The following is a 17734-nucleotide window of genomic DNA, read 5'->3' as shown; positions in this document are numbered from 1 at the left end:
GTGCGCGCCCTCCCCGACGGCCGCATCCAATGGATCACCCCCACCGGCCACCGCTACCACAGCCACCCCCACGACCACCGACCCGACACCAGCGACGAACTGCCACCCAACCCGGCCGCCACCCCGAAAGGGCTCCCCAAAGACCTCGCCGCACACCTCGAACGCCTCCACCGCGCCCGCGCCGCCACCGCCCGCTGGAACAACGGCCCCATCCCCAGCGACGACACCGACGACGCGGAAGACCGCCCACCCTTCTGATCGGTCAGATTTCCGGGCCACGGCTGCCGCGTCCGCCCCTCACACACCGACAGAGGTGCCCACACATCAACTGCAACCGGTGTGCCGGCACCACCACCGATGTGCGACCAGAAGAAGCGGCACAGCCCCGGCGGCCGCACACCACCCGTGGTGTCACACACCGACTGCAACCGGTGTGCCGGCAGCACGGCCGGTGTGCGAGCAGGCGCTACGCACCCGGCGACGGCCCCACTCCTCGCGCGCAGGCAAACCCTGATCAGCGAACCGATCCTCCCGGTGTTCGCTCGCGTACCCGTGGCGACGGCCGCCCGCGAACCCGCCGACCGGCGGACCACCGACGACCGCGCCGGCCTGGTCGGCTACCGCAGCTCGGCCTGGACCCGGTGCAAGGACTTCCGCGTCGTGATGGAGGTCAGGTGGCGTCCACCACGTCACCAACCTCCGTGGGTGGGACAGCTAGTCGAACAACGCAGCCGCCCGCCGGGCGCCGGCGAGCGCACGCGGGCCGGTGCTGACCACCGCCAGGACCACGATCGCGACGCCGAGCGCCAGCAGCAGCCACCCGACGCCGGTCACCGCGCCGGCGCCGCCGGCCGCGCTCGACCCCATGATCGTGCCTGCGACGGCGACGCCGAGGGTCGTGCCCATCTGCCGGCCGACGGACGTCGTCGCCGCGGCCACCCCGGCCATGGAGCGGGGCATCCCGGACACCGCGGTGTTCGTGATCGGCGGGTTGACGGCGGCCAGGAAGAGGCCGACCAGCAGGTAGCTCGCGACCACGCCGGGCAGCGGGGTGGCCGGACCGATCCACGCCGAGGCCGCACCGCCGAGCGCGAGTGCGCACCCGGCGACGAGCAGCGGTAGCCGCGGACCACGCGACCCGACCAGCCACCCGGTGGCCGGGGAGACAGCGATGAGCACCAGCCCCACCGGGAGCAGGGTCAAGCCGGCGGCGAACGCGGACAAGCCACGGACGTCCTGCAGGTACTGCGGGGTCACGAACAGGAACGCGCCGAAGCCGCACAGCGCGAGGAGCGCCATCAGGATGGCTGCGCTGAACGGTGCGCTGCGGAACAGGCGCAGGTCCAGCAGCGGGTCGGGGCGGCGCGGTTCGTAGGCCAGGATGCCGAGCCCCGCGAGCACCGCGACGGCGAACACCCCCAGCACGAGCGGCGACGTCCACCCCAGGGCGTGGGACTCGATGATCGCGTAGACGACGCCGGCGAGCGCAACGACCACGAGGAGCTGCCCGACCGGGTCGAACCGGCGCGCGCGGGGTGCTCGTGACTCGGGGACGAGCAGCTGCGTGCACACGATCGCGGCGGCCACGATCGGAACGTTGATCCAGAAGACGGAGCGCCAGCCGAGGCCGTCGACCAGCGCGCCGCCGAGGATCGGACCCAGAGCCAGCGCGAGGCCCGACATCGAACCGAACACACCGATCGCCCGCGCCCGCTCCGCCGGGTCGGTGAAGGTCGTGGCGACGATCGCCATCGCCACCGGGTTGAGCATCGTGGCGCCGACGGCCTGCAGCACCCGTGCCGCGATCAGCCATCCGGTGCTGGGTGCCAGCCCGCACAGGAGTGAGCCGAGCCCGAAGACGACGAGGCCGACCTGGAAGATCCGCTTGCGGCCGAACCGGTCGGCGGTGGACGCGGCCGGCAGCAGGAACGCGGCCAACACCAGGGTGTAGGCGTCGACGGTCCACTGCAGACCGGACACCGATGCGTTCAGGTCCTGGCGGATCGCGGGCAGTGCGGTGTTGACGATGGAGATGTCCATCACCACCACGACGATGCTGGCGCAACAGATCGCCAGTACCAGGAGCTTGCGGCGGCGGTCGATCTCGCCTGCCACGGCTGCGCGCGACGTCGGAGGGTGCACGTCTGCGACGCTAGGATTTAGAGCGTGCTCGAAGTCAAGGAACCGATCCCGGAGTCGGGTGTCACCATCGCCGAGGCGGCGCGCCGTACCGGGGTCAGCGCGCACACGCTGCGCTACTACGAGCGAGCCGGCCTGGTGGTCACCGACGTCGGCCGCACCGAGAGCGGGCGGCGGCGCTACCGCAAACTGGACCTGGACTGGATCAGGGTCTGCACGCGGTTGCGCGCCACGGGCATGCCGATCCGCAGCATCCGCCGCTACGCCGAGCTGGTCTCGGCCGGGCGCGGCAACGAGCCGCAGCGGCTCGACCTGCTGGAGTCTCACCGGGCCGAGGTGCTCGCGCGGATCGCCGAGCTGCAGGAGAACCTCGAGCTCATCGACCACAAGATCGACGTGTACCGGGGCCGCATGACCGCGGGGGACGCCGACCGCCTCTGGGCGCCCGCCGTCCGAGGCGGGATCACGCCGCCGCGGTGACGAACGCCGCCAGGTCGGCCGACTGCTGCAGCCGGCTCGGCTCGTGCACGTACATCATGTGCCCGGCCTCGTAGTAGCGGACCTCGATCCGGTCGCGCAGCTCGTCGGGGATGGGGAGTGTGGCCAGCACCTGCTCGGCCGCGAAGTACGGGGTGGCGCCGTCGTGGTAGCCGCAGGCGACGTGCACGCGCAGGTGCGGGTTGGTGCGCATCGCCGCCGACAGCTTCCCGACCACCGAGACCGCCCGGCCCTCGAACTCCTTGTACGACCACGGCTGCACGCGGCCGGTGAGGATCTCGTAGGGCAGGTCGTTCGCGTACCCGAGCGTGGTGCGGACGTGGGAGTTGATCGCGGCCGTGTACGGGCCGGTGATCGCCGCGATCGACGGGTCGTGGCCCGGCACCTCACCGCCGTCGTCGGCCTCCCAGCCGGTGAACCGGCCGTCGATGCGCCCGACCGTTCGTCCCGAGTCGCGCAGCAGCTCCCGGAAGAAGCGCAGGTGCTCGACCCGCAGCCGCACCCGCCGGACGTAGGCCTCGTCCAGGCCGGTCAGGTCGGCGAGCCGGGCGGCGACGCGGTCGAGGTCGGCGGCGGGCAGCCGGTTGCCCCGCGCCAGCGCCCACGGGTAGTCGCCCGCGGCGAAGTCCTCGGCGTCGGCGAGCACGTCGGCGAGCGCCCGGTCCCCGTGCAGGCCGTGATGGTGGGCGATCGCGGCGTACGTCGGCAGGAACAGCGGGTAGGGCCGGTCGTTGCCCTCCGTGAACCGGATGGTGCCCATGTCGAGGACGCTCGAGATCAGCATGAGGCCGTTCACGTGCATGCCGTAGCGGTCCTGCAGGTGCTCGGCGAGCGCCGCGGCGCGCAGGGTGCCGTACGACTCCCCCGCGAGGAACTTCGGCGACAACCACCGCTCATTGCGCGTGATCCACAACCGGATCACCTCGCCGATCGTCTCGACGTCGCCGGTGTAGCCGTGGAAGTCGGCGGGCTTCCCGCCCTCGACCGCGCGGGAGTAGCCGGTGGAGACCGGGTCGACGAACACGAGGTCGGAGTGGCGCAGCAGCGATTCCTCGTTGTCGGTGAGGCCCCACGGCGGCGGCGTGAGCGCCCCCGCGTCCCCCATCACCACGCGGCGCGGCCCGAACAGCCCCAGGTGCAGCCACACGCTGGACGAACCGGGCCCGCCGTTGAACGCGATCGTGACGGGCCGGGTGCCGGGCTCGGCACCGTCGAGGGTGTAGGCGACGAGGAAGACCTCGGCGTGCGGCTCGTGGCCGTCGAACGTGCCGTCGGTGTGCTTCTCCTTGCGCACGACGATCCGGCCGGCCGTCGCGGTGTACGCGAGCTCGCCGTCAGGCGTGCGCAGCGTGTGGGAGGTGGTGACGAGGTCGTCGGTCGGCGGCTCGGGCTTCTCGTCCCGGAGATCGTCTTCGGCCACGTGCCGACAGTAAGCGATACGGTCGAGCTCCCGGCTCGCCGTCCTCCCACCCCGGACATCGTCATCTGTCCTGGTCGCCCCCCGACGGACCGCCACGTCGATGCCGTCATCCGCGCGATGGTGGCTGGTCGGGCGCTTTCCTACCGTCGACGTCGTGCCCCCCGAGACCCTCGCCGCCGCGATCGCCCGCGCCGGTGACCCGGTCGCCCTCCTGCGCAACGCGGCGACACCGCCGCACACGTTCCCGATCGCGCCGGAGTTCACGAACTGGCGTTCCGAGCAGCGGGCCTGGGCCACCACGTGCGCGCTGCTGGACCAGTCGCACCACATGACAGACCTGTTCGTCGAGGGGCCGGACGCACAGCGGCTGCTGCGCGACCTGGCCGTGAACACGTTCGCGAACTTCGGGGTGAACCGGGCCAAGCAGTACGTGGCCGTGGGCCCCGACGGGTCCCTCATCGGCGACGCGATCCTGTTCCACCTCGAGGGGGAGCTCTACGACCTGGTCGGGCACCCCATGGTGATCGACTGGGTGCAGTTCCACCTGGAGACCGGGAACTACGCCGCCACCGCCGAGCGCGACGACAACTCCGCGGTGCGATCCGGTCCGCCGCGGTTCTACCGCTACGAGCTGCAGGGCCCGACGGCCGCGGCCGTGATCGAGCAGGCCACCTGCGCCCCGCTTCCCGAGACGAAGTTCTTCCACATGGCCGAGTTCTCGATCGCGGGACGGCGCGTGCGCGGCCTGCGCCACGGCATGGCGGGCCAGCCGGGCTTCGAGCTGTTCGGCCCGTGGGCCGACGGCGACGCGGTGCTCGCGGCCCTGCTCGACGCGGGGCGCGACCACGGGCTCGTCCGGGCGGGGGCGAAGGCGTACTCGACGGCCAACCTGGAGTCCGGCTGGGTGCCCGCGCCGCTGCCCGCGATCTTCGGCGACGACCCGGTGCTGCGGGCCTACCGCGAATGGCTGCCCGCCACGGCGGTCGGGTCGCTCGGCGGCAGCGTCGACTCGGCCGAGATCACCGACTACTACCTCACGCCCTTCGACATCGGCTACGGGCGCACGGTCCGGTTCGACCACGAGTTCGTCGGCCGGGCGGCGCTCGAGCGGATGGCCGACGCGCCGCCGCAGCGGAAGGTCACGCTCGTCTGGAACGCCGAGGACGTCGCGGCGGCGATCGGGTCGCTGTTCGCGCCGGGACCGGGCGCGAAGCACCTCGAGCTGCCCAAGGCCCGCTACGCCCTGCACCAGCAGGACAAGGTGCTGGCAGGCGGCGCGCAGGTGGGGGTCTCGCTCGACTGCGGCTACATCGCCAACGAGCGCGCGATGGTCTCGCTCGCCACGGTCGACGTCGCCCACAGCGCGCCCGGCACCGAGGTCACCGTGCTGTGGGGCGAGGAGCCGAACTCGGCGAAGCCGCAGGTCGAGGAGCACCGGCTCCGGCAGATCCGGGCCACCGTCGCCCCAGTCCCGTACGTGCAGTTCGCCCGCGACGAGTACCGGGGGAAATGATGTCCACAGAAACGAACGAGCCCGTCACCCACTCCACGGAGCCGGTCCTCCTCTCGAAGCGGGAGGCACTGGCCCGGGCACTGCGCAACGCCAGCTACGAGATCCTGCCGTTCAAGAAGACGGAGGCGGCGGTCCTGGAGCACGTCCCGCAGGACGTCGCCCTGACCGTCACCACGACCGAGGCGAAGGGCCTCGGCCCCACCGTCGACCTGGCCGTGCGCCTGTCGCGCCACGGCTACACCGCCGCGCCGCACCTGGCGGCCCGGCTGGTGCGCGACGACGCGCACCTCGCCGACCTCGTCGCGCAGGTGCGCGAGGCGGGGATCCGCAGCGTCTTCGTGATCGGCGGCGACGCCGGGGAGCCCGCGGGTCCCTTCCCGGACGCGCTGAGCCTGCTGCGGCGCCTCGACGAGATCGGGCACCCGTTCGAGACGGTCGGGGTGGGCGGCTACCCGGAGGGCCACGGCCACATCAGCGACGAGCTGATCGAGAAGGCCCTCGTGCAGAAGGCGCCGCACGCCACGCAGGTGATCACGCAGCTGTGCTTCGACGCCGACACCACGGTGCGCTGGGCGCGCGGGATCGCGGCCCGCGGGGTCGCCCTGCCGGTGCGCGTGGGCATCCCCGGCGCCGTGAGCCGCCAGAAGCTCGTGCGGATCACGGCCGGGATCGGCCTGGGCCAGTCGGCGCGGTTCCTCAAGAAGCAGCAGAACATGTTCTGGCGGTTCTTCCTGCCGGGCGGCTACAGCCCCAACAAGCTCATCCGCAGGTTGACCCCCAGTTTCGCGGATCCGCAGAGCAATCTGGCAGGCTTCCACGTCTTCACCTTCAACGAGCTGGAGAAGACGCAGACATGGCGCAAGGAGTGGCTCGCCCGGCTGGAGGAGGCGTGACCCCGGACCGGCCCGGCCAGCACTGCGTGCTGACCCTGTCGTGCCCCGACACGCTCGGCATCGTGCACGCGGTCTCCGGCTTCCTCGTGGAGCACGGGTGCACGATCCGCGAGAGCCAGCAGTTCGAGGACCCCGACAGCGGCAGCTTCTTCATGCGGGTGCAGTTCGCCCGCGCCGACGGCGGTGAGCTCGACGCCGCGGCGCTGCGCGAGGCGTTCACCGAGGTGTCGGCCCGGTTCGGGATGACCTGGCGCCTCGTGGACGCCTCGGAGCGCCAGCGGGTGCTCATCATGGTCAGCAAGTTCGCGCACTGCCTGAACGACCTGCTGTTCCGCACCTCGGTGGGCGAGCTGAACCTCGACGTCGTGGCCGTGGTGTCCAACCACCCCGATCTGCGCAGGCTCGCCGACAACTACGACGTGCCGTTCCGCCACATCCCGGTGACCCCGGAGACCAAGCCGGAGGCCGAGGCCGCTCTGCTCGACCTCGTGCGCACCGAGCGGATCGACCTGGTCGTACTGGCCCGCTACATGCAGATCCTCTCCGACGACACCTGCAAGCAGCTCGAGGGCCGCGCGATCAACATCCACCACTCGATGCTGCCGAGCTTCAAGGGCGCCCGCCCCTACCACCAGGCCCACGCCCGTGGCGTCAAGGTCATCGGCGCCACCGCCCACTACGTCACCGCCGACCTCGACGAGGGCCCGATCATCGAGCAGGAGCTCATGCGGGTGGACCACACGATGAGCGCCGAGGAGTTCGCCGCGCACGGCCGCGAGGTCGAGTGCCGCGCGCTCGCGCGCGCGGTCCGGTGGCACACCGAGAACCGCGTCGCGCTGAACGGCACGAGGACGGTCGTCCTGCACTGAGCCCCCGTCAGGCCGCCGCGTCCACCGGGCCCACGGCGCGAGCCAGGAATCCTCGGATGCGGTCGACGGCCGTGTCGAGCGCGCTCTCGAGCAGGAAGTGCCCGGCGCCGTCCACGAGGTGGATCTCGGCGTCGGGCAGGTCGCGGGCGAACGCCCGGGCCCCGTCCGGGCCGAAGATCTCGTCGCCGCTGCCCCAGATCGCCAGCAGCGGCACCCGGCTCGCCCGGAAGTACTCGTGCACCCGCGGGTACAGCGGCGGGTTGGTGGCGTAGTCGCGGAACAGCGCGAGCTGGATCTCCGGGTTGCCGGGCCGGCTCACCTCGGCGTGGTCCTGGGTCCACGTGTCGGGGTCGACGACGTCCGGGTCCGCCACGCCGTGCAGGTACTGCCAGCGGATGGCGTCGAGCCCGACGGCGGCACGCACCGGGCCCTCGGTCTCGGGGCGGGGGTCGCGGGCGTAGTCCCACAGCGGCGCCCAGAACGAGTCGACGAACCCGTCCTCGTAGGCGTTGCCGTTCTGGCTGATGATCGCCTGCACGGCCGCGGGCCTGCGCAGCGCGAGCCGCCAGCCGATGGGCGCGCCGTAGTCCTGCACGTACACGGAGAAGCGCTCGACGCCGAGCTCGTCGAGCAGCGCCTCGGTGACGTCGGCCAGCGCGTCGAAGGTGTAGGTGAACTCGGTGACCGGCGGGGTGGCCGAGCGGCCGAACCCGATGTGGTCCGGGGCGATCACGTGGTAGCGGTCGGCGAGCGCCGGGATGAGGTTCCGGAACATCCGCGAACTGGTCGGGAAGCCGTGCAGCAGCAGCACGACCGGCGCTCCGGCCGGGCCCGCCTCCCGGTAGAAGACCTGCTGCCCGCGGACCGTGACCGTGCGGTGGTGGACGTCGACCATTTCTAACCCCTTATCGCTCGTTTACAGGTTGACAGCTTCCATGACACACGCGCCCTCCTAACTTGTCAACCGCAGAAAGAGGGTTAGAGTGGTGGTATGCCCACGGTCACGGCGGAGGAGGACGAGGACCTCCTGCTCGGCCTGCTCAACAGCACACCCGTGGCCGACGGCCGTCAGCTCGACCTGCTGAGCGACGACCGGGAGGCGCGCGACTGGGCGCGCCGCCACGGCGGCTCCGGCACCCCGGCGGAGATCGAACACCTGCGGCAGGCCCGTGACCGGCTGCAGGAGGTGGTCCGCGGCAGCACGGATCCGGCCGCGCTCGCACCGCTCCTCGCCGCCGTGCGGCTGCGCCCCGAGCCGACGTCGCACGGGGTGCGCTGGCACCTCGACGTCCCCGACCACCGCCGCCTCGGCGACCGCGCGCTGCTCGCGTGGGGCCGGGTGCAGGAGCGGCTGCCCGGCCGGCTGCGCCCCTGCGCCAACGACGAGTGCCGCCTGTTCCTGCTCGACCGCAGCCGGCCGGGCACGGCGCGGTGGTGCTCGATGAAGTCCTGCGGCAACCGCCTCAAGGCCCGCAGGCACTACCAGCGCGCCCGCGGGGAGCAGCAGGACTAGCTGGGCTCCACCAGCCCCTCCCGCACGGCCACGAGCGCGGCCTGGGTGCGGGAGCTCAGGTTCAGCTTCCCGAGCACGTTGCTGACGTGCGTGCGCGCCGTGCGCTCGCTGATCACCAGCTCGGCCGCGATCTCCTTGTTGGACAGGCCCGCGGCCACGAGGACGAGGATCTCGCGCTCCCGCGCGGTGAGCGCGCCGAGCCCGATGCGGGGGCCGCGGATCTCCTGGGTGAGCCGCCGGGCCACCGCGGCGTCGAGGAACACCTCACCGCGCGCCGCCGCGTAGAGCGCGGCCGCGACCTCGGCCGCCCCGGCGTCCTTGAGCAGGTACCCGGCGGCGCCCTGCTGCAGGGCGGCGTGCACGCGCTCGGTCTCGCCGAAGCTCGTGAGGATCACGACCCGCACCGCGGGGAACCGGCGCGCGATCTCCCCGGTGGCGGCGACCCCGTCCATGCGGGGCATCTGCAGGTCCATGAGCACGACGTCGGGCAGCGCGCCGGCGGCGTGCAGGCGCTCGAGCACGTCGAGGGCGTCGCGGCCGTCGGCGGCCTCCCCCGCCACCTCGACGTCGTCGAGCACGTCGAGGTAGGAGACGACGCCCCGGCGCACCACCGAGTGGTCGTCCACGACGAGCACCCGCAAGGCGTTCCCCACGTGTTCGGCCGCCATCGCAGGGACGCTCAGACCAGGTGCCGCACGAGGATCGTGGCGACGCAGGCGGGCTTGGCCGCGCCGTCCACCGTGATCGTCATCCTGATCGCGAGCTGCACGCCGCCCGGCACGTCGGTGACGGCGTCGAGCACCGCCGAGGCGCGGACCTTGCTCCCCACCGGCACCGGCGACGGGAAGCGCACCTTCTCGCAGCCGTAGTTGACCACCATGCCGAACCCGGTGAACTCGACGATCTCGGGGAGCAGGCGCGGGATCAACGACAGCGTGAGGTACCCGTGCGCGATGGTGCCGCCGAACGGGCCGTCCTTCGCGCGCACGGGGTCGACGTGGATCCACTGGTGGTCCCCGGTGGCCTCGGCGAACCGGTCCACCGCCTGCTGGGTGACCTCGTACAGCTCGCTGCGCCCCAGCTCCTCGCCGATCGGCAGCGCCCGGACCCCGTCGATCCCCTCGACCACGACCGCGGCCACCTCACTCACCTCCCCGCTCGATCGGAGCCGGCACGTAGTCCTGGAGCTCGCCCTTCAGCTCCCCGGCGAACAGGTCGCGCACCGCCTCGGGCGTCCAGCCGCCCGACCGCTGCTGCACCGACACCTGCTCGGGGTGGGTCCACAGCCCGATGCGGTCGCCGCCCACCGCGATGGCCTGGCCGGTGACGTCCGCCGACTCCGCCGAGGCCAGGTACACCACCAGCGGGGCGACGTCGTCGGGGGTGCCCAGGCCCTGGCTGCGGAAGCGCTCCGGCACGGGCTCGCCGCGGTCGACCTTCTCCACGAGCTCCCCGAGTCCGGGGATGGTGGCCACCATGCGGGTGAGCGCGGTCGGGACGATCGCGTTCACGGTGACGCCGATCTTCGCGTGCTCCACCGCCCAGGTGCGCATCATCGCGACGATCGCGCCCTTCGACGCGGAGTACGCGGTCTGCCCGAAGCTCGCCCGCTGCCCCGCCGGGGACCCGACGAGGATGAGGCGCCCGCCCTCCCCCTGCGCCCGGAAGCGCGCCGCGGCGGCCCGCCCGCACGTGAAGGTGCCGCGCAGGTGGCTGGTGACCACGAGGTCGAAGTCCTCGTCGGTGGTGTTGCGCAGGGTCTTGTCGCGCAGCGCACCCGCGTTCGTGATCATCACGTCGAGGCGGCCGAACTCGTCGACGGCCCGGGCCACGAGCGCGTCGGCGATCTCGGAGCCACCCACGGCGCCGATCTCGGCCACGGCACGACCACCCGCGTCCGTGATCGAGCGCACCGTCTCCTCGGCCACGTCCGCGTCCAGGTCGTTCACCACCACCGACGCGCCGGCGGCGGCGAGCGCCCTGGCGTAGGCGCGACCGAGGCCGCGCCCGGCCCCGGTGACCACGGCAACCCTGCCGTCGAGCATGGACTTCCTCCTCTTGTCACACCCGCTCGTGCGGGACGGAGACGGGCAGCGGGATGACCGCCCGCACCGAGGTACCTGCGCCCGATCGGGGCCGGACGCGCAGCGTGCCGCCCCACCGCTCCGCGCGTTCGCGCATGCTGGTGAGCCCGTAGCGCCCGGACCGGTCCGGCTCGGCCGCCCGGGCCGCGCGCACGCCCCGCCCGTCGTCGGCGACGGTCACGGTGAGCACGTGGTCGCGCACGCCGACGCGGACGGTGACGGTGGCGGCCTCGGCGTGCTTGACGACGTTGTGGATGGCCTCGGCGACGATGCGGTAGGCGTCCTCGGCGATCTCGGAGCCCACCGCGGCGAGGCCGTCGCCGACGAGCAGGTCGAACCGCAGGCCGGTGCGGTTGCCGGTGCTCTCCACCAGCGCCCGGATCGCCTCCTCCAGGCCGAGCTGCGCCGACGTCGCGGGCCGCAGTTCGTGCACCATCGCCCGCAGGTCGGTGAGCACCGCCTTCGACAGGTCCTCGATCTCGCCCGCGATCCGCTGCACGCTGGCCTCGGGGACCGGGCCACCGCGCCCGCCCAGCACACCGAGCGACTTCGCCTGCATCCCCACCGAGAACACCTGCTGCACGATCGAGTCGTGCAGGTCGCGGGCGAGGCGCTGGCGTTCCTCGCGGCGGGCGAGCGCGCGTTCCTGCTGCAGCAGCGCGGCGTAGTCCACGGCCACGGCCGCCTGCTCGGCCATGGCCGACAGGAACTCCACCGTGGCCCGCCCGACCGACTGCCCCGGCGCGAAGAACGCGTTCATCACGCCCTCGGTGCGGCCGCGGACCGTGAGCGGCACGCTCGCGAACGAGTCCCACGCCAGCTCGGCGAGGTAGGTGTGCAGCGGCTCCCACGCCGGGTCGTCCTTGATCGTCTGCCAGCGGTTGGGCACCACCACGGGCTCGCGCCGGTCGAGCGCGTCCAGCATGCGCAGCGCCGCACCGCCCGCACGGCAGCGCATGAGCCGGTCGAAGAAGTCCGGCCACCGCCGGAAGCCGGCGGAGCCCATGATCTGCAGCGTCCGCCCGGCCCCGTCGAACGTGATGATCTGCACGGCCGCGAGCGCGTCGGCCTGCACGACCTCGCTGGCCAGCGCGTCGAGCATCGCCGTGACGGACCGGGCCGACGTGAGCGTGGCCGACGCCCGCGCGATCGCGGCCACCCGCCGCTGCCGGTGCCGCTCGGCGGTGACGTCGCGGAACGCCACGACGGTGGCGCGCTCCGGTCCGGGCAGCCGGCGCGTCCGGTAGGCGAAGTCCCGCCGCTCGCCCGGAGCGGGGGGCCACACCACCACCCGTTCGCCGCACTCGTCGCCCGGGTCGAACGGCGCGGGCACGCCGACGAGGTCGTCCTCACTGCGCCCGCACAGCGCCACCGCGGCCGCGTTCAGCTGCAGGAACCGCCCGTCGGCGTCCACGATCGCGAGGCCGTCGGGGGCGTGCTCGGCCAGCTGCGACCACGACACGGGGGGTGTGGTGGGCGTGCCCGCGGGCAGCGCGACGGCTGTTCCCGAACCTCGACCGGGCATCCGACCTCCTCCCGGCCTTTCCGGTACCCGGCCGCCAGCATGCCCACGCCGCAGGCGCGCCGTCACCCCGCGGCGGCCCACCGGCGACGATCCACGTCATGTGTCTCGGGTGCCGTCGGTCGCCGGACCAAGTGCGATCGGTCATTGCGCTCTGTGCGAGGAAGCCGCGACCGTGAGTGGATACGAGTGCCCGAACACCCGTACCCACTCACGACCGTTCCGGGGAGCGCGCATGGACACCAGCCGGTTGACCGCGATCGACGTGCACGTGCACGTCCTGGCATCGGTCGCCGAGACGGAGCGCTCGGGGGGCGAGGCCGCCTCCCTCGCGGGAACGTTCGGCAAGATCCCCGAGCTCACCGTGCCGGAGCTCGCCGCGTACTACCGGGAACGGTCGATGGGGGCCGTGGTGTTCACCGTCGACTCGCTGACCCGCACCGGGCGCGAGTCGCGCGTGTCGAACGAGGAGATCGCCGAGCAGGCCGCCGAGTACCCCGACACGCTGATCCCCTTCGCGAGCGTCGATCCCGGGCGCGGGGCCGCGGGCGTGCGGATCGCCCGGCGGCTGATCGAGGAGCACGGCGTCAAGGGCTTCAAGTTCCACCCGAGCACCCAGGAGTTCTTCCCGAACGACCGGGCCGCGTACCCGCTGTACGAGGTGATCGCCGAGGCCGGGCTGCCCGCCCTGTTCCACAGCGGCCAGACCGGGGTCGGCTCCGGGCAGCGCGGCGGGGGCGGCATCCGGCTCAAGTACTCCAACCCGATCCACCTCGACGACGTCGCCGTCGACTTCCCCGACATGCCGATCGTGATCGCCCACCCGTCGGTGCCGTGGCAGGACGAGGCGCTCGCGGTGGCGGGCCACAAGCCGCAGGTCTACATCGACATGTCCGGGTGGTCGCCCAAGTACTTCCCGCCGCAGCTGGTGCAGCACGCGAACTCGCTGCTGAAGAAGAAGGTGCTGTTCGGCTCGGACTTCCCGGCGATCACCCCGGACCGGTGGCTCACCGACTTCGCGAAACTCGACCTCAAGGACGAGGTCCGCCCGCTCATCCTGAAGGAGAACGCGATCCGCCTGCTCGGCCTCGCCGACGGTACCGAGCAGGGCTGAGCCGGTGGACGCCTCGTTCGGCACGGTGTGGGAGGCGGTGGCGCGCCGGCTCCCGGACGAGGTCGCGATCTCCGAGCCCGGGCGCGACTTCATTTACGCCGAGTTCGACGACCGCTCCGCCCGCCTCGCCGCCGCGCTGGAGGCCGCCGGCGTCGGGCCGGGCGACACGGTGGCGTGCTACCTGCACAACGGCGCCGCCTACCTGGAGACGGTCTTCGCAGCCTTCAAGATCGGGGCGATCCCGGTCAACGCGAACTACCGCTACACGGGCCACGAGCTCACCGAGCTGCTCACCGACGCCGACGCCGCGGCCCTCGTCCACAGCGGGGCGCTCGCCGCGAACGTCACGCACGCCGCCGAGCACGTCCGCACCCTTCGCCTGCTGGTGCGCGTCGGGCCCGGGGACGGCGGCCCGGACGCGCCCGAGCTGGAGGAGCTGCTCGCCCGCACTCCCCCGCGGCCGAACACCCCGCGCCCCGGCTCGGACCGGCTGTTCATGTACACCGGCGGCACCACCGGCAAGCCGAAGGGCGTGGTCTGGCGCCAGGCCGACCTGCTGCACAGCATCGCGGTGGCGGTCTTCGGGCCGCTCGGGCGCACCACGCTCCCGGCCACCCTCGACGAGGCGGTGGCGATCGCGGTCGACGCCCGCACGCAGGGCACCGCGCCGACGATGATGCCGGTCGTGCCGCTCATGCACGGCACGGGCATGTTCAACACGATGGGCGCGCTGCTCGTGGGCGGCCGGGCGGTCACCGCGCGGCCGGGCCGGCTCGACCCGCGCCACGTGTGGGAGACGGTGGCGGCCCAGCGGGTCAGCACGATCATCGTGGCGGGCAACGCCGTCGCCCAGCCGCTGGTCGACGAGCTGCGCGCCGCCGAGGAGGCCGGGCGCCCGCACGACCTGTCGTCGCTGCGCGGCGTGCTCAGCTCCGGCACGGTGTTCGGCGACCGGCTCAAGCAGGCCCTGCACGAGCGGGCCCGGGTGACGATCATCGACGCCATCGCCTCGAGCGAGGGCGGCCCGTTCGCGTTCGCGCACACGCGCTCGGTGGACGACCTCCCCTCGCGGTTCTTCCCGGTGCCCGCCACGGCGGTCATCGGCCCCGGTGACCGAGTGGTCGAGCGCGGCAGCGGCGAGGTCGGCCTGCTCGCCTACCGCGGCCCGATGCCCCTGGGCTACTACAAGGACGACGCGAAGACCGCCGCGACGTTCCGCACGATCGACGGCGTCCGCTGGTCCATCCCCGGCGACCACGCCGCCATCGACCCCGACGGCGCGATCCGCTTCCTCGGACGCAGCTCGGGCGTCATCAACACCGGCGGCGAGAAGGTGCACCCGCAGGAGGTCGAGGACGTCCTGCTCGGCCACCCCGACGTCACCGACTGCGCGGTGGTCGGGGTGCCGGACCCCACCTGGGGCGAAACCGTGGCGGCGGTGGTCGCGACGCCCGGGGCGCCCGCCGAGCGTGACCTGCAGGACTGGGTGCGCCGCACCCTCGCCGGGTACAAGGTGCCCCGCCGCATCGTGCTGGTGTCCCAGCTGCCGCGCACCCCCACCGGCAAGCTGGAGCTGGCGCGGGCGCGGGCGCTCGTCGAGGGCGCCGCCACCTAGATCCCCACCCACCCGAGCGCGTGTGGCGGCGTGTCGTAATGTCAGATGGGGTCTGCCACTACGGGGGATGGGAACGTTCTTGGCGCGGCACGTCATGACTCGGCTCGTTGACGACATCGACGGCTCGGACGCGGTGAAGACCCTGTCCTTCGCGTTGGACGGCCACAGCTACGAGATCGACCTCTCCGAGCGCCACCTCGACGCGTTCCGTGAGGCCGTCGCCCCGTTCGTCACGGCGGCACGTGTCGTCGACGGCGACCGTGCGACCGCCCTCCCGGCCGCTCCTGCGGCCCCGGTCCGGGCGCAGGCCACGCCGCGTCCCGCGCGCGCTGTGACCCCGGAGCCGACTCCCGAGCCGGCGCCCCCGGCCGTCGTCACGCGGGACGTGATCCCGCAGGAGCCGGCCCCGGCGCGGTCGGCGGCCCTCGACGTGGCGCCGTTCCGCGCACCGACCGGCGGGGAGGCGGCCCGGCCGGCGCGCAAGGCGCCCGCACCGCTCGTGGCGGACCCCTTCAACCCGCGGCCCTGACGCCCGCCCCCGCCCGGGGCGAACAACCGTCCGAGCGCGAATAACCGTCCGGTCACGGGGGAACACCTCCCCTCGGTCGCGCGTTGTGGCTGCTGGTCTTGCCGCGCGGCCGACATGAGCCCGCGGTGGACCCACGGAATGCTCGTGCCGCCGCCGGGCGGCGCGCCCACCCCTGCGCGCGGGGCTCACCCGCGCGCGGCCACACCACGGATGGAGGCGGCACCCCCATGCCCTACTTCGACGACTGGCGGCTGCGCGCCGCCTGCCGGGACGAGGACCCGGAGCTGTTCTTCCCGCTCTCCGATGTCGGGCCGGGTGCCCGCCAGGTGGAGCGGGCGAAGGCCGTCTGCGCCCGCTGCCCGGTGCGCGCCGAGTGCCTCGACTACGCGCTGGACAACGGCCTCGACCACGGGGTCTTCGGCGGCACCACCGAGAGCGAGCGCCGGGCGCTGCGCCGGGCCCGCACCGGCGGCCGGGCCGCGTAACGGCCGTTTGTCTTGACATACGGACGTACACGGAACTAGCGTCCCGGGCCAGGCGGCCGACCCACGGGAGCACAGCGATGAAGCTCGCCCTCGACCCGCAGATGTTCTACGCCACGCACTCGGTGCTGGAGCTGCCCGACGTCGTGGCCCGCATGGGCTACGACCACATGGAGCTCTCGCCGAAGGCCGACTTCATGCCGTTCTTCGGCCACCCCCGCGTCGACGACGCCGGCGTCGCGAAGCTGCGCAGGCGCGCGGCCGACGCGGGGGTGAGCATCGCCTCCGTGCTGCCGGTCCTGCGCTGGTCCGGCCCCGGCGAGGACGAGCGGCAGGCCGCCGTACGGGCCTGGCGGCGGGCCATCCAGATCACGGTCGACCTCGGCGTGGACACCATGAACTCCGAGTTCAACGGCCGCCCGGAGGCTGCGGAGCACGCGGAGAGCCAGTTCCTGCGCTCGATGGACGAGCTGATCCCGGTCTTCGAGCGCGAGGGCGTCCGGCTCGCGCTCGAACCGCACCCGGACGACTTCGTCGAGGACGGCCACGCCGCGGTGCAGCTCGTGCGCGGGCTCAACCGCGACTGGATCTCGTTCCTCTACTGCACCCCGCACACGTTCCACCAGGGCGACGACGCAACCGGCATCATCACGGCCGCCGCGGAGAAGCTCACCCACGTGCACCTGGCCGACACGCTCGACCACACCGCGTCGAGCGGGCTGCGCTACATCGTCAACCCGCCCGGCTCCCCCGCACGCGTGCACCAGCACGCGGAGATCGGCCGCGGCGAGGTCGACTTCGACGAGGTCTTCGCCGCGCTCGCCGCGATCGGGTTCGACGGCATCGTCACGTCCTGCGTCTTCGGGTGGGAGGAGCAGGCCGCCGAGATCAGCGTGCGCCAGCGCGAGAAGGCCACCGCCCTGATCGAGAAGCACTTCGGCACCCGCTGAGGGCGGCCGCCTACCATCGATCGGTGGGCCAGCACCCTGACGCGTTCCTGTCCTTCGCCGACGTCGCCCCCGACCGCGCCGCGGAGCGGCTGCCGGGCATGGACCGCGACGCCATGGCGATGGTGCTGCTGCTCTACCGGGTCACGAGCACGGTCGTGTACGACCTGGAGTCCACCGTGCACCGGCCGGCCGGCTGGAGCTGGTCGGCGTTCCGGCTGCTGTTCACGCTGTGGATCAGCGGCCCGCAGGAGGCGAGCCGCGCGGCCGAGCTCGCGGGGATGAGCCGCGCCGCGGTGTCGAGCCTGTCCCGCACGCTCACGGCCGCCGGCCTGCTCGAGCGCATCCCCGGCGAGCGCGACCGCCGCGGCGTGGTGCTCTCGCTCAGCGAGGAGGGCACGCGCCGGCTCGAGTCCGCGCTGCGGGTCCACAACCAGCGCGAGGCCGAGTGGGCCGCGCTCCTCACTCCCGAGGAGCTGGACGTGTTCCACACGGTGCTGTCGAAGCTCGCCGAGGCCGCTCGCACCCAGGACTGGGTCAGCCACCGCTTCTGATCCCCGTCTGGCGTTCATGGCCCCGAAGGCCTACGCTCCTCC

The 17734-nt window shown here is 73.0% G+C and carries 19 protein-coding genes; 12 read left to right on the top strand and 7 right to left on the bottom strand.

Features of this window, described 5'->3' with window-relative positions; genetic code table 11:
• Positions 1–258, top strand: a complete 258-nt coding sequence (locus ACFPL3_RS19785; protein WP_343945389.1) for a hypothetical protein — start codon at positions 1–3, stop codon at positions 256–258.
• 456 nt (positions 259–714) lie between these two features.
• Here the strand turns inward: ACFPL3_RS19785 and ACFPL3_RS19780 are convergent, their stop codons facing one another.
• Entirely contained in the window at positions 715–2142 is a 1428-nt protein-coding gene (locus tag ACFPL3_RS19780; protein ID WP_343945390.1) for an MFS transporter, read from the bottom strand.
• A 24-nt stretch (positions 2143–2166) separates the two neighbouring features.
• On the opposite strand from ACFPL3_RS19780, the gene ACFPL3_RS19775 reads away from it, so the two are divergent.
• Positions 2167–2619, top strand: coding sequence for a MerR family transcriptional regulator (locus tag ACFPL3_RS19775; RefSeq protein ID WP_343945391.1), 453 nt, complete (start codon positions 2167–2169; stop codon positions 2617–2619).
• Here the strand turns inward: ACFPL3_RS19775 and ACFPL3_RS19770 are convergent.
• Positions 2603–4057: a S10 family peptidase gene (locus ACFPL3_RS19770; RefSeq protein ID WP_343945392.1), complete on the bottom strand. Its 1455-nt coding sequence runs from the start codon at positions 4055–4057 to the stop codon at positions 2603–2605. The genes ACFPL3_RS19775 and ACFPL3_RS19770 overlap by 17 nt on opposite strands.
• Positions 4058–4211: 154 nt before the next feature.
• Between ACFPL3_RS19770 and ACFPL3_RS19765 the strand changes: the two genes are divergently transcribed.
• Genes ACFPL3_RS19765 through purU form a run of 3 tightly spaced genes read left to right on the top strand, consistent with a single transcriptional unit; the run spans position 4212 to position 7332 of the window.
• Positions 4212–5570, top strand: coding sequence for an aminomethyl transferase family protein (locus ACFPL3_RS19765; RefSeq protein ID WP_343945393.1), 1359 nt, complete (start codon positions 4212–4214; stop codon positions 5568–5570).
• Complete coding sequence (locus ACFPL3_RS19760) at positions 5567–6463, top strand: methylenetetrahydrofolate reductase (RefSeq protein WP_343945394.1); 897 nt, start codon at positions 5567–5569, stop codon at positions 6461–6463. The genes ACFPL3_RS19765 and ACFPL3_RS19760 overlap by 4 nt, the downstream gene beginning before the upstream one ends.
• Complete coding sequence (purU, locus tag ACFPL3_RS19755; protein WP_343945395.1) at positions 6460–7332, top strand: formyltetrahydrofolate deformylase; 873 nt, start codon at positions 6460–6462, stop codon at positions 7330–7332. Before ACFPL3_RS19760 ends, purU begins: the two co-directional genes overlap by 4 nt.
• Positions 7333–7339: 7 nt before the next feature.
• Here the strand turns inward: purU and ACFPL3_RS19750 are convergent, their stop codons facing one another.
• Entirely contained in the window at positions 7340–8227 is an 888-nt protein-coding gene (locus ACFPL3_RS19750) for an alpha/beta fold hydrolase (protein ID WP_343945396.1), read from the bottom strand.
• Positions 8228–8323: 96 nt separating this feature from the next.
• On the opposite strand from ACFPL3_RS19750, the gene ACFPL3_RS19745 reads away from it, so the two are divergent.
• Complete coding sequence (locus tag ACFPL3_RS19745; RefSeq protein WP_343945397.1) at positions 8324–8845, top strand: CGNR zinc finger domain-containing protein; 522 nt, start codon at positions 8324–8326, stop codon at positions 8843–8845.
• Here the strand turns inward: ACFPL3_RS19745 and ACFPL3_RS19740 are convergent.
• Genes ACFPL3_RS19740 through ACFPL3_RS19725 form a run of 4 tightly spaced genes read right to left on the bottom strand, consistent with a single transcriptional unit; the run spans position 8842 to position 12454 of the window.
• Positions 8842–9513: a response regulator transcription factor gene (locus tag ACFPL3_RS19740; RefSeq protein WP_343945398.1), complete on the bottom strand. Its 672-nt coding sequence runs from the start codon at positions 9511–9513 to the stop codon at positions 8842–8844. The genes ACFPL3_RS19745 and ACFPL3_RS19740 overlap by 4 nt on opposite strands.
• Before the next feature lie 11 nt (positions 9514–9524).
• Positions 9525–9995, bottom strand: coding sequence for a MaoC family dehydratase (locus tag ACFPL3_RS19735; RefSeq protein WP_379589485.1), 471 nt, complete (start codon positions 9993–9995; stop codon positions 9525–9527).
• Complete coding sequence (locus ACFPL3_RS19730) at positions 9988–10890, bottom strand: SDR family NAD(P)-dependent oxidoreductase (RefSeq protein WP_343945400.1); 903 nt, start codon at positions 10888–10890, stop codon at positions 9988–9990. The genes ACFPL3_RS19735 and ACFPL3_RS19730 overlap by 8 nt, the downstream gene beginning before the upstream one ends.
• A gap of 16 nt (positions 10891–10906) precedes the next feature.
• A complete protein-coding gene (locus tag ACFPL3_RS19725; protein ID WP_343945401.1) occupies positions 10907–12454 on the bottom strand; it encodes a sensor histidine kinase in 1548 nt (515 codons plus the stop codon).
• Positions 12455–12686: 232 nt separating this feature from the next.
• Here ACFPL3_RS19725 and ACFPL3_RS19720 point away from each other — a divergent pair, with 232 nt between their 5' ends.
• The 6 genes from ACFPL3_RS19720 (at position 12687) to ACFPL3_RS19695 (ending at position 17692) form a co-directional block, all read left to right on the top strand.
• Positions 12687–13565 (top strand): amidohydrolase family protein, encoded by an 879-nt coding sequence (locus ACFPL3_RS19720; protein WP_343945402.1) that lies wholly within the window; start codon positions 12687–12689, stop codon positions 13563–13565.
• 4 nt (positions 13566–13569) lie between these two features.
• A complete protein-coding gene (locus ACFPL3_RS19715) occupies positions 13570–15180 on the top strand; it encodes an AMP-binding protein (RefSeq protein ID WP_343945403.1) in 1611 nt (536 codons plus the stop codon).
• A gap of 94 nt (positions 15181–15274) precedes the next feature.
• Positions 15275–15709, top strand: coding sequence for an Lsr2 dimerization domain-containing protein (locus tag ACFPL3_RS19710; protein ID WP_379589483.1), 435 nt, complete (start codon positions 15275–15277; stop codon positions 15707–15709).
• Between the two features lie 227 nt (positions 15710–15936).
• Positions 15937–16194, top strand: coding sequence for a WhiB family transcriptional regulator (locus tag ACFPL3_RS19705; protein ID WP_343945405.1), 258 nt, complete (start codon positions 15937–15939; stop codon positions 16192–16194).
• A gap of 77 nt (positions 16195–16271) precedes the next feature.
• Positions 16272–17141 carry a sugar phosphate isomerase/epimerase family protein gene (locus ACFPL3_RS19700; RefSeq protein WP_343945406.1) on the top strand — a complete coding sequence of 290 codons (870 nt, stop codon included), beginning with the start codon at positions 16272–16274 and terminating at the stop codon, positions 17139–17141.
• Between the two features lie 23 nt (positions 17142–17164).
• On the top strand, positions 17165–17692 hold the full coding sequence (locus ACFPL3_RS19695; protein WP_343945407.1) for a MarR family winged helix-turn-helix transcriptional regulator: 528 nt from the start codon (positions 17165–17167) through the stop codon (positions 17690–17692).
• Positions 17693–17734: the final 42 nt, after the last annotated feature.

This window comes from Pseudonocardia zijingensis (assembly GCF_042657305.1).
GTDB lineage: Bacteria > Actinomycetota > Actinomycetes > Mycobacteriales > Pseudonocardiaceae > Pseudonocardia > Pseudonocardia zijingensis.
This window is presented reverse-complemented; position numbering and strand designations above follow the sequence as displayed.

What these genes read in the sequence shown, in the direction of transcription:
- ACFPL3_RS19700 (WP_343945406.1), top strand. Translation starts at nt 16,272, where the DNA reads ATGAAGCTCGCCCTCGACCCGCAGATGTTCTACGCCACGCACTCGGTG.
- ACFPL3_RS19750 (WP_343945396.1), bottom strand. Translation starts at nt 8,227, where the DNA reads ATGGTCGACGTCCACCACCGCACGGTCACGGTCCGCGGGCAGCAGGTC.
- ACFPL3_RS19725 (WP_343945401.1), bottom strand. Translation starts at nt 12,454, where the DNA reads ATGCCCGGTCGAGGTTCGGGAACAGCCGTCGCGCTGCCCGCGGGCACG.
- ACFPL3_RS19720 (WP_343945402.1), top strand. Translation starts at nt 12,687, where the DNA reads ATGGACACCAGCCGGTTGACCGCGATCGACGTGCACGTGCACGTCCTG.
- ACFPL3_RS19760 (WP_343945394.1), top strand. Translation starts at nt 5,567, where the DNA reads ATGATGTCCACAGAAACGAACGAGCCCGTCACCCACTCCACGGAGCCG.
- ACFPL3_RS19745 (WP_343945397.1), top strand. Translation starts at nt 8,324, where the DNA reads ATGCCCACGGTCACGGCGGAGGAGGACGAGGACCTCCTGCTCGGCCTG.
- ACFPL3_RS19740 (WP_343945398.1), bottom strand. Translation starts at nt 9,513, where the DNA reads ATGGCGGCCGAACACGTGGGGAACGCCTTGCGGGTGCTCGTCGTGGAC.
- ACFPL3_RS19710 (WP_379589483.1), top strand. Translation starts at nt 15,275, where the DNA reads ATGACTCGGCTCGTTGACGACATCGACGGCTCGGACGCGGTGAAGACC.
- ACFPL3_RS19705 (WP_343945405.1), top strand. Translation starts at nt 15,937, where the DNA reads ATGCCCTACTTCGACGACTGGCGGCTGCGCGCCGCCTGCCGGGACGAG.
- ACFPL3_RS19730 (WP_343945400.1), bottom strand. Translation starts at nt 10,890, where the DNA reads ATGCTCGACGGCAGGGTTGCCGTGGTCACCGGGGCCGGGCGCGGCCTC.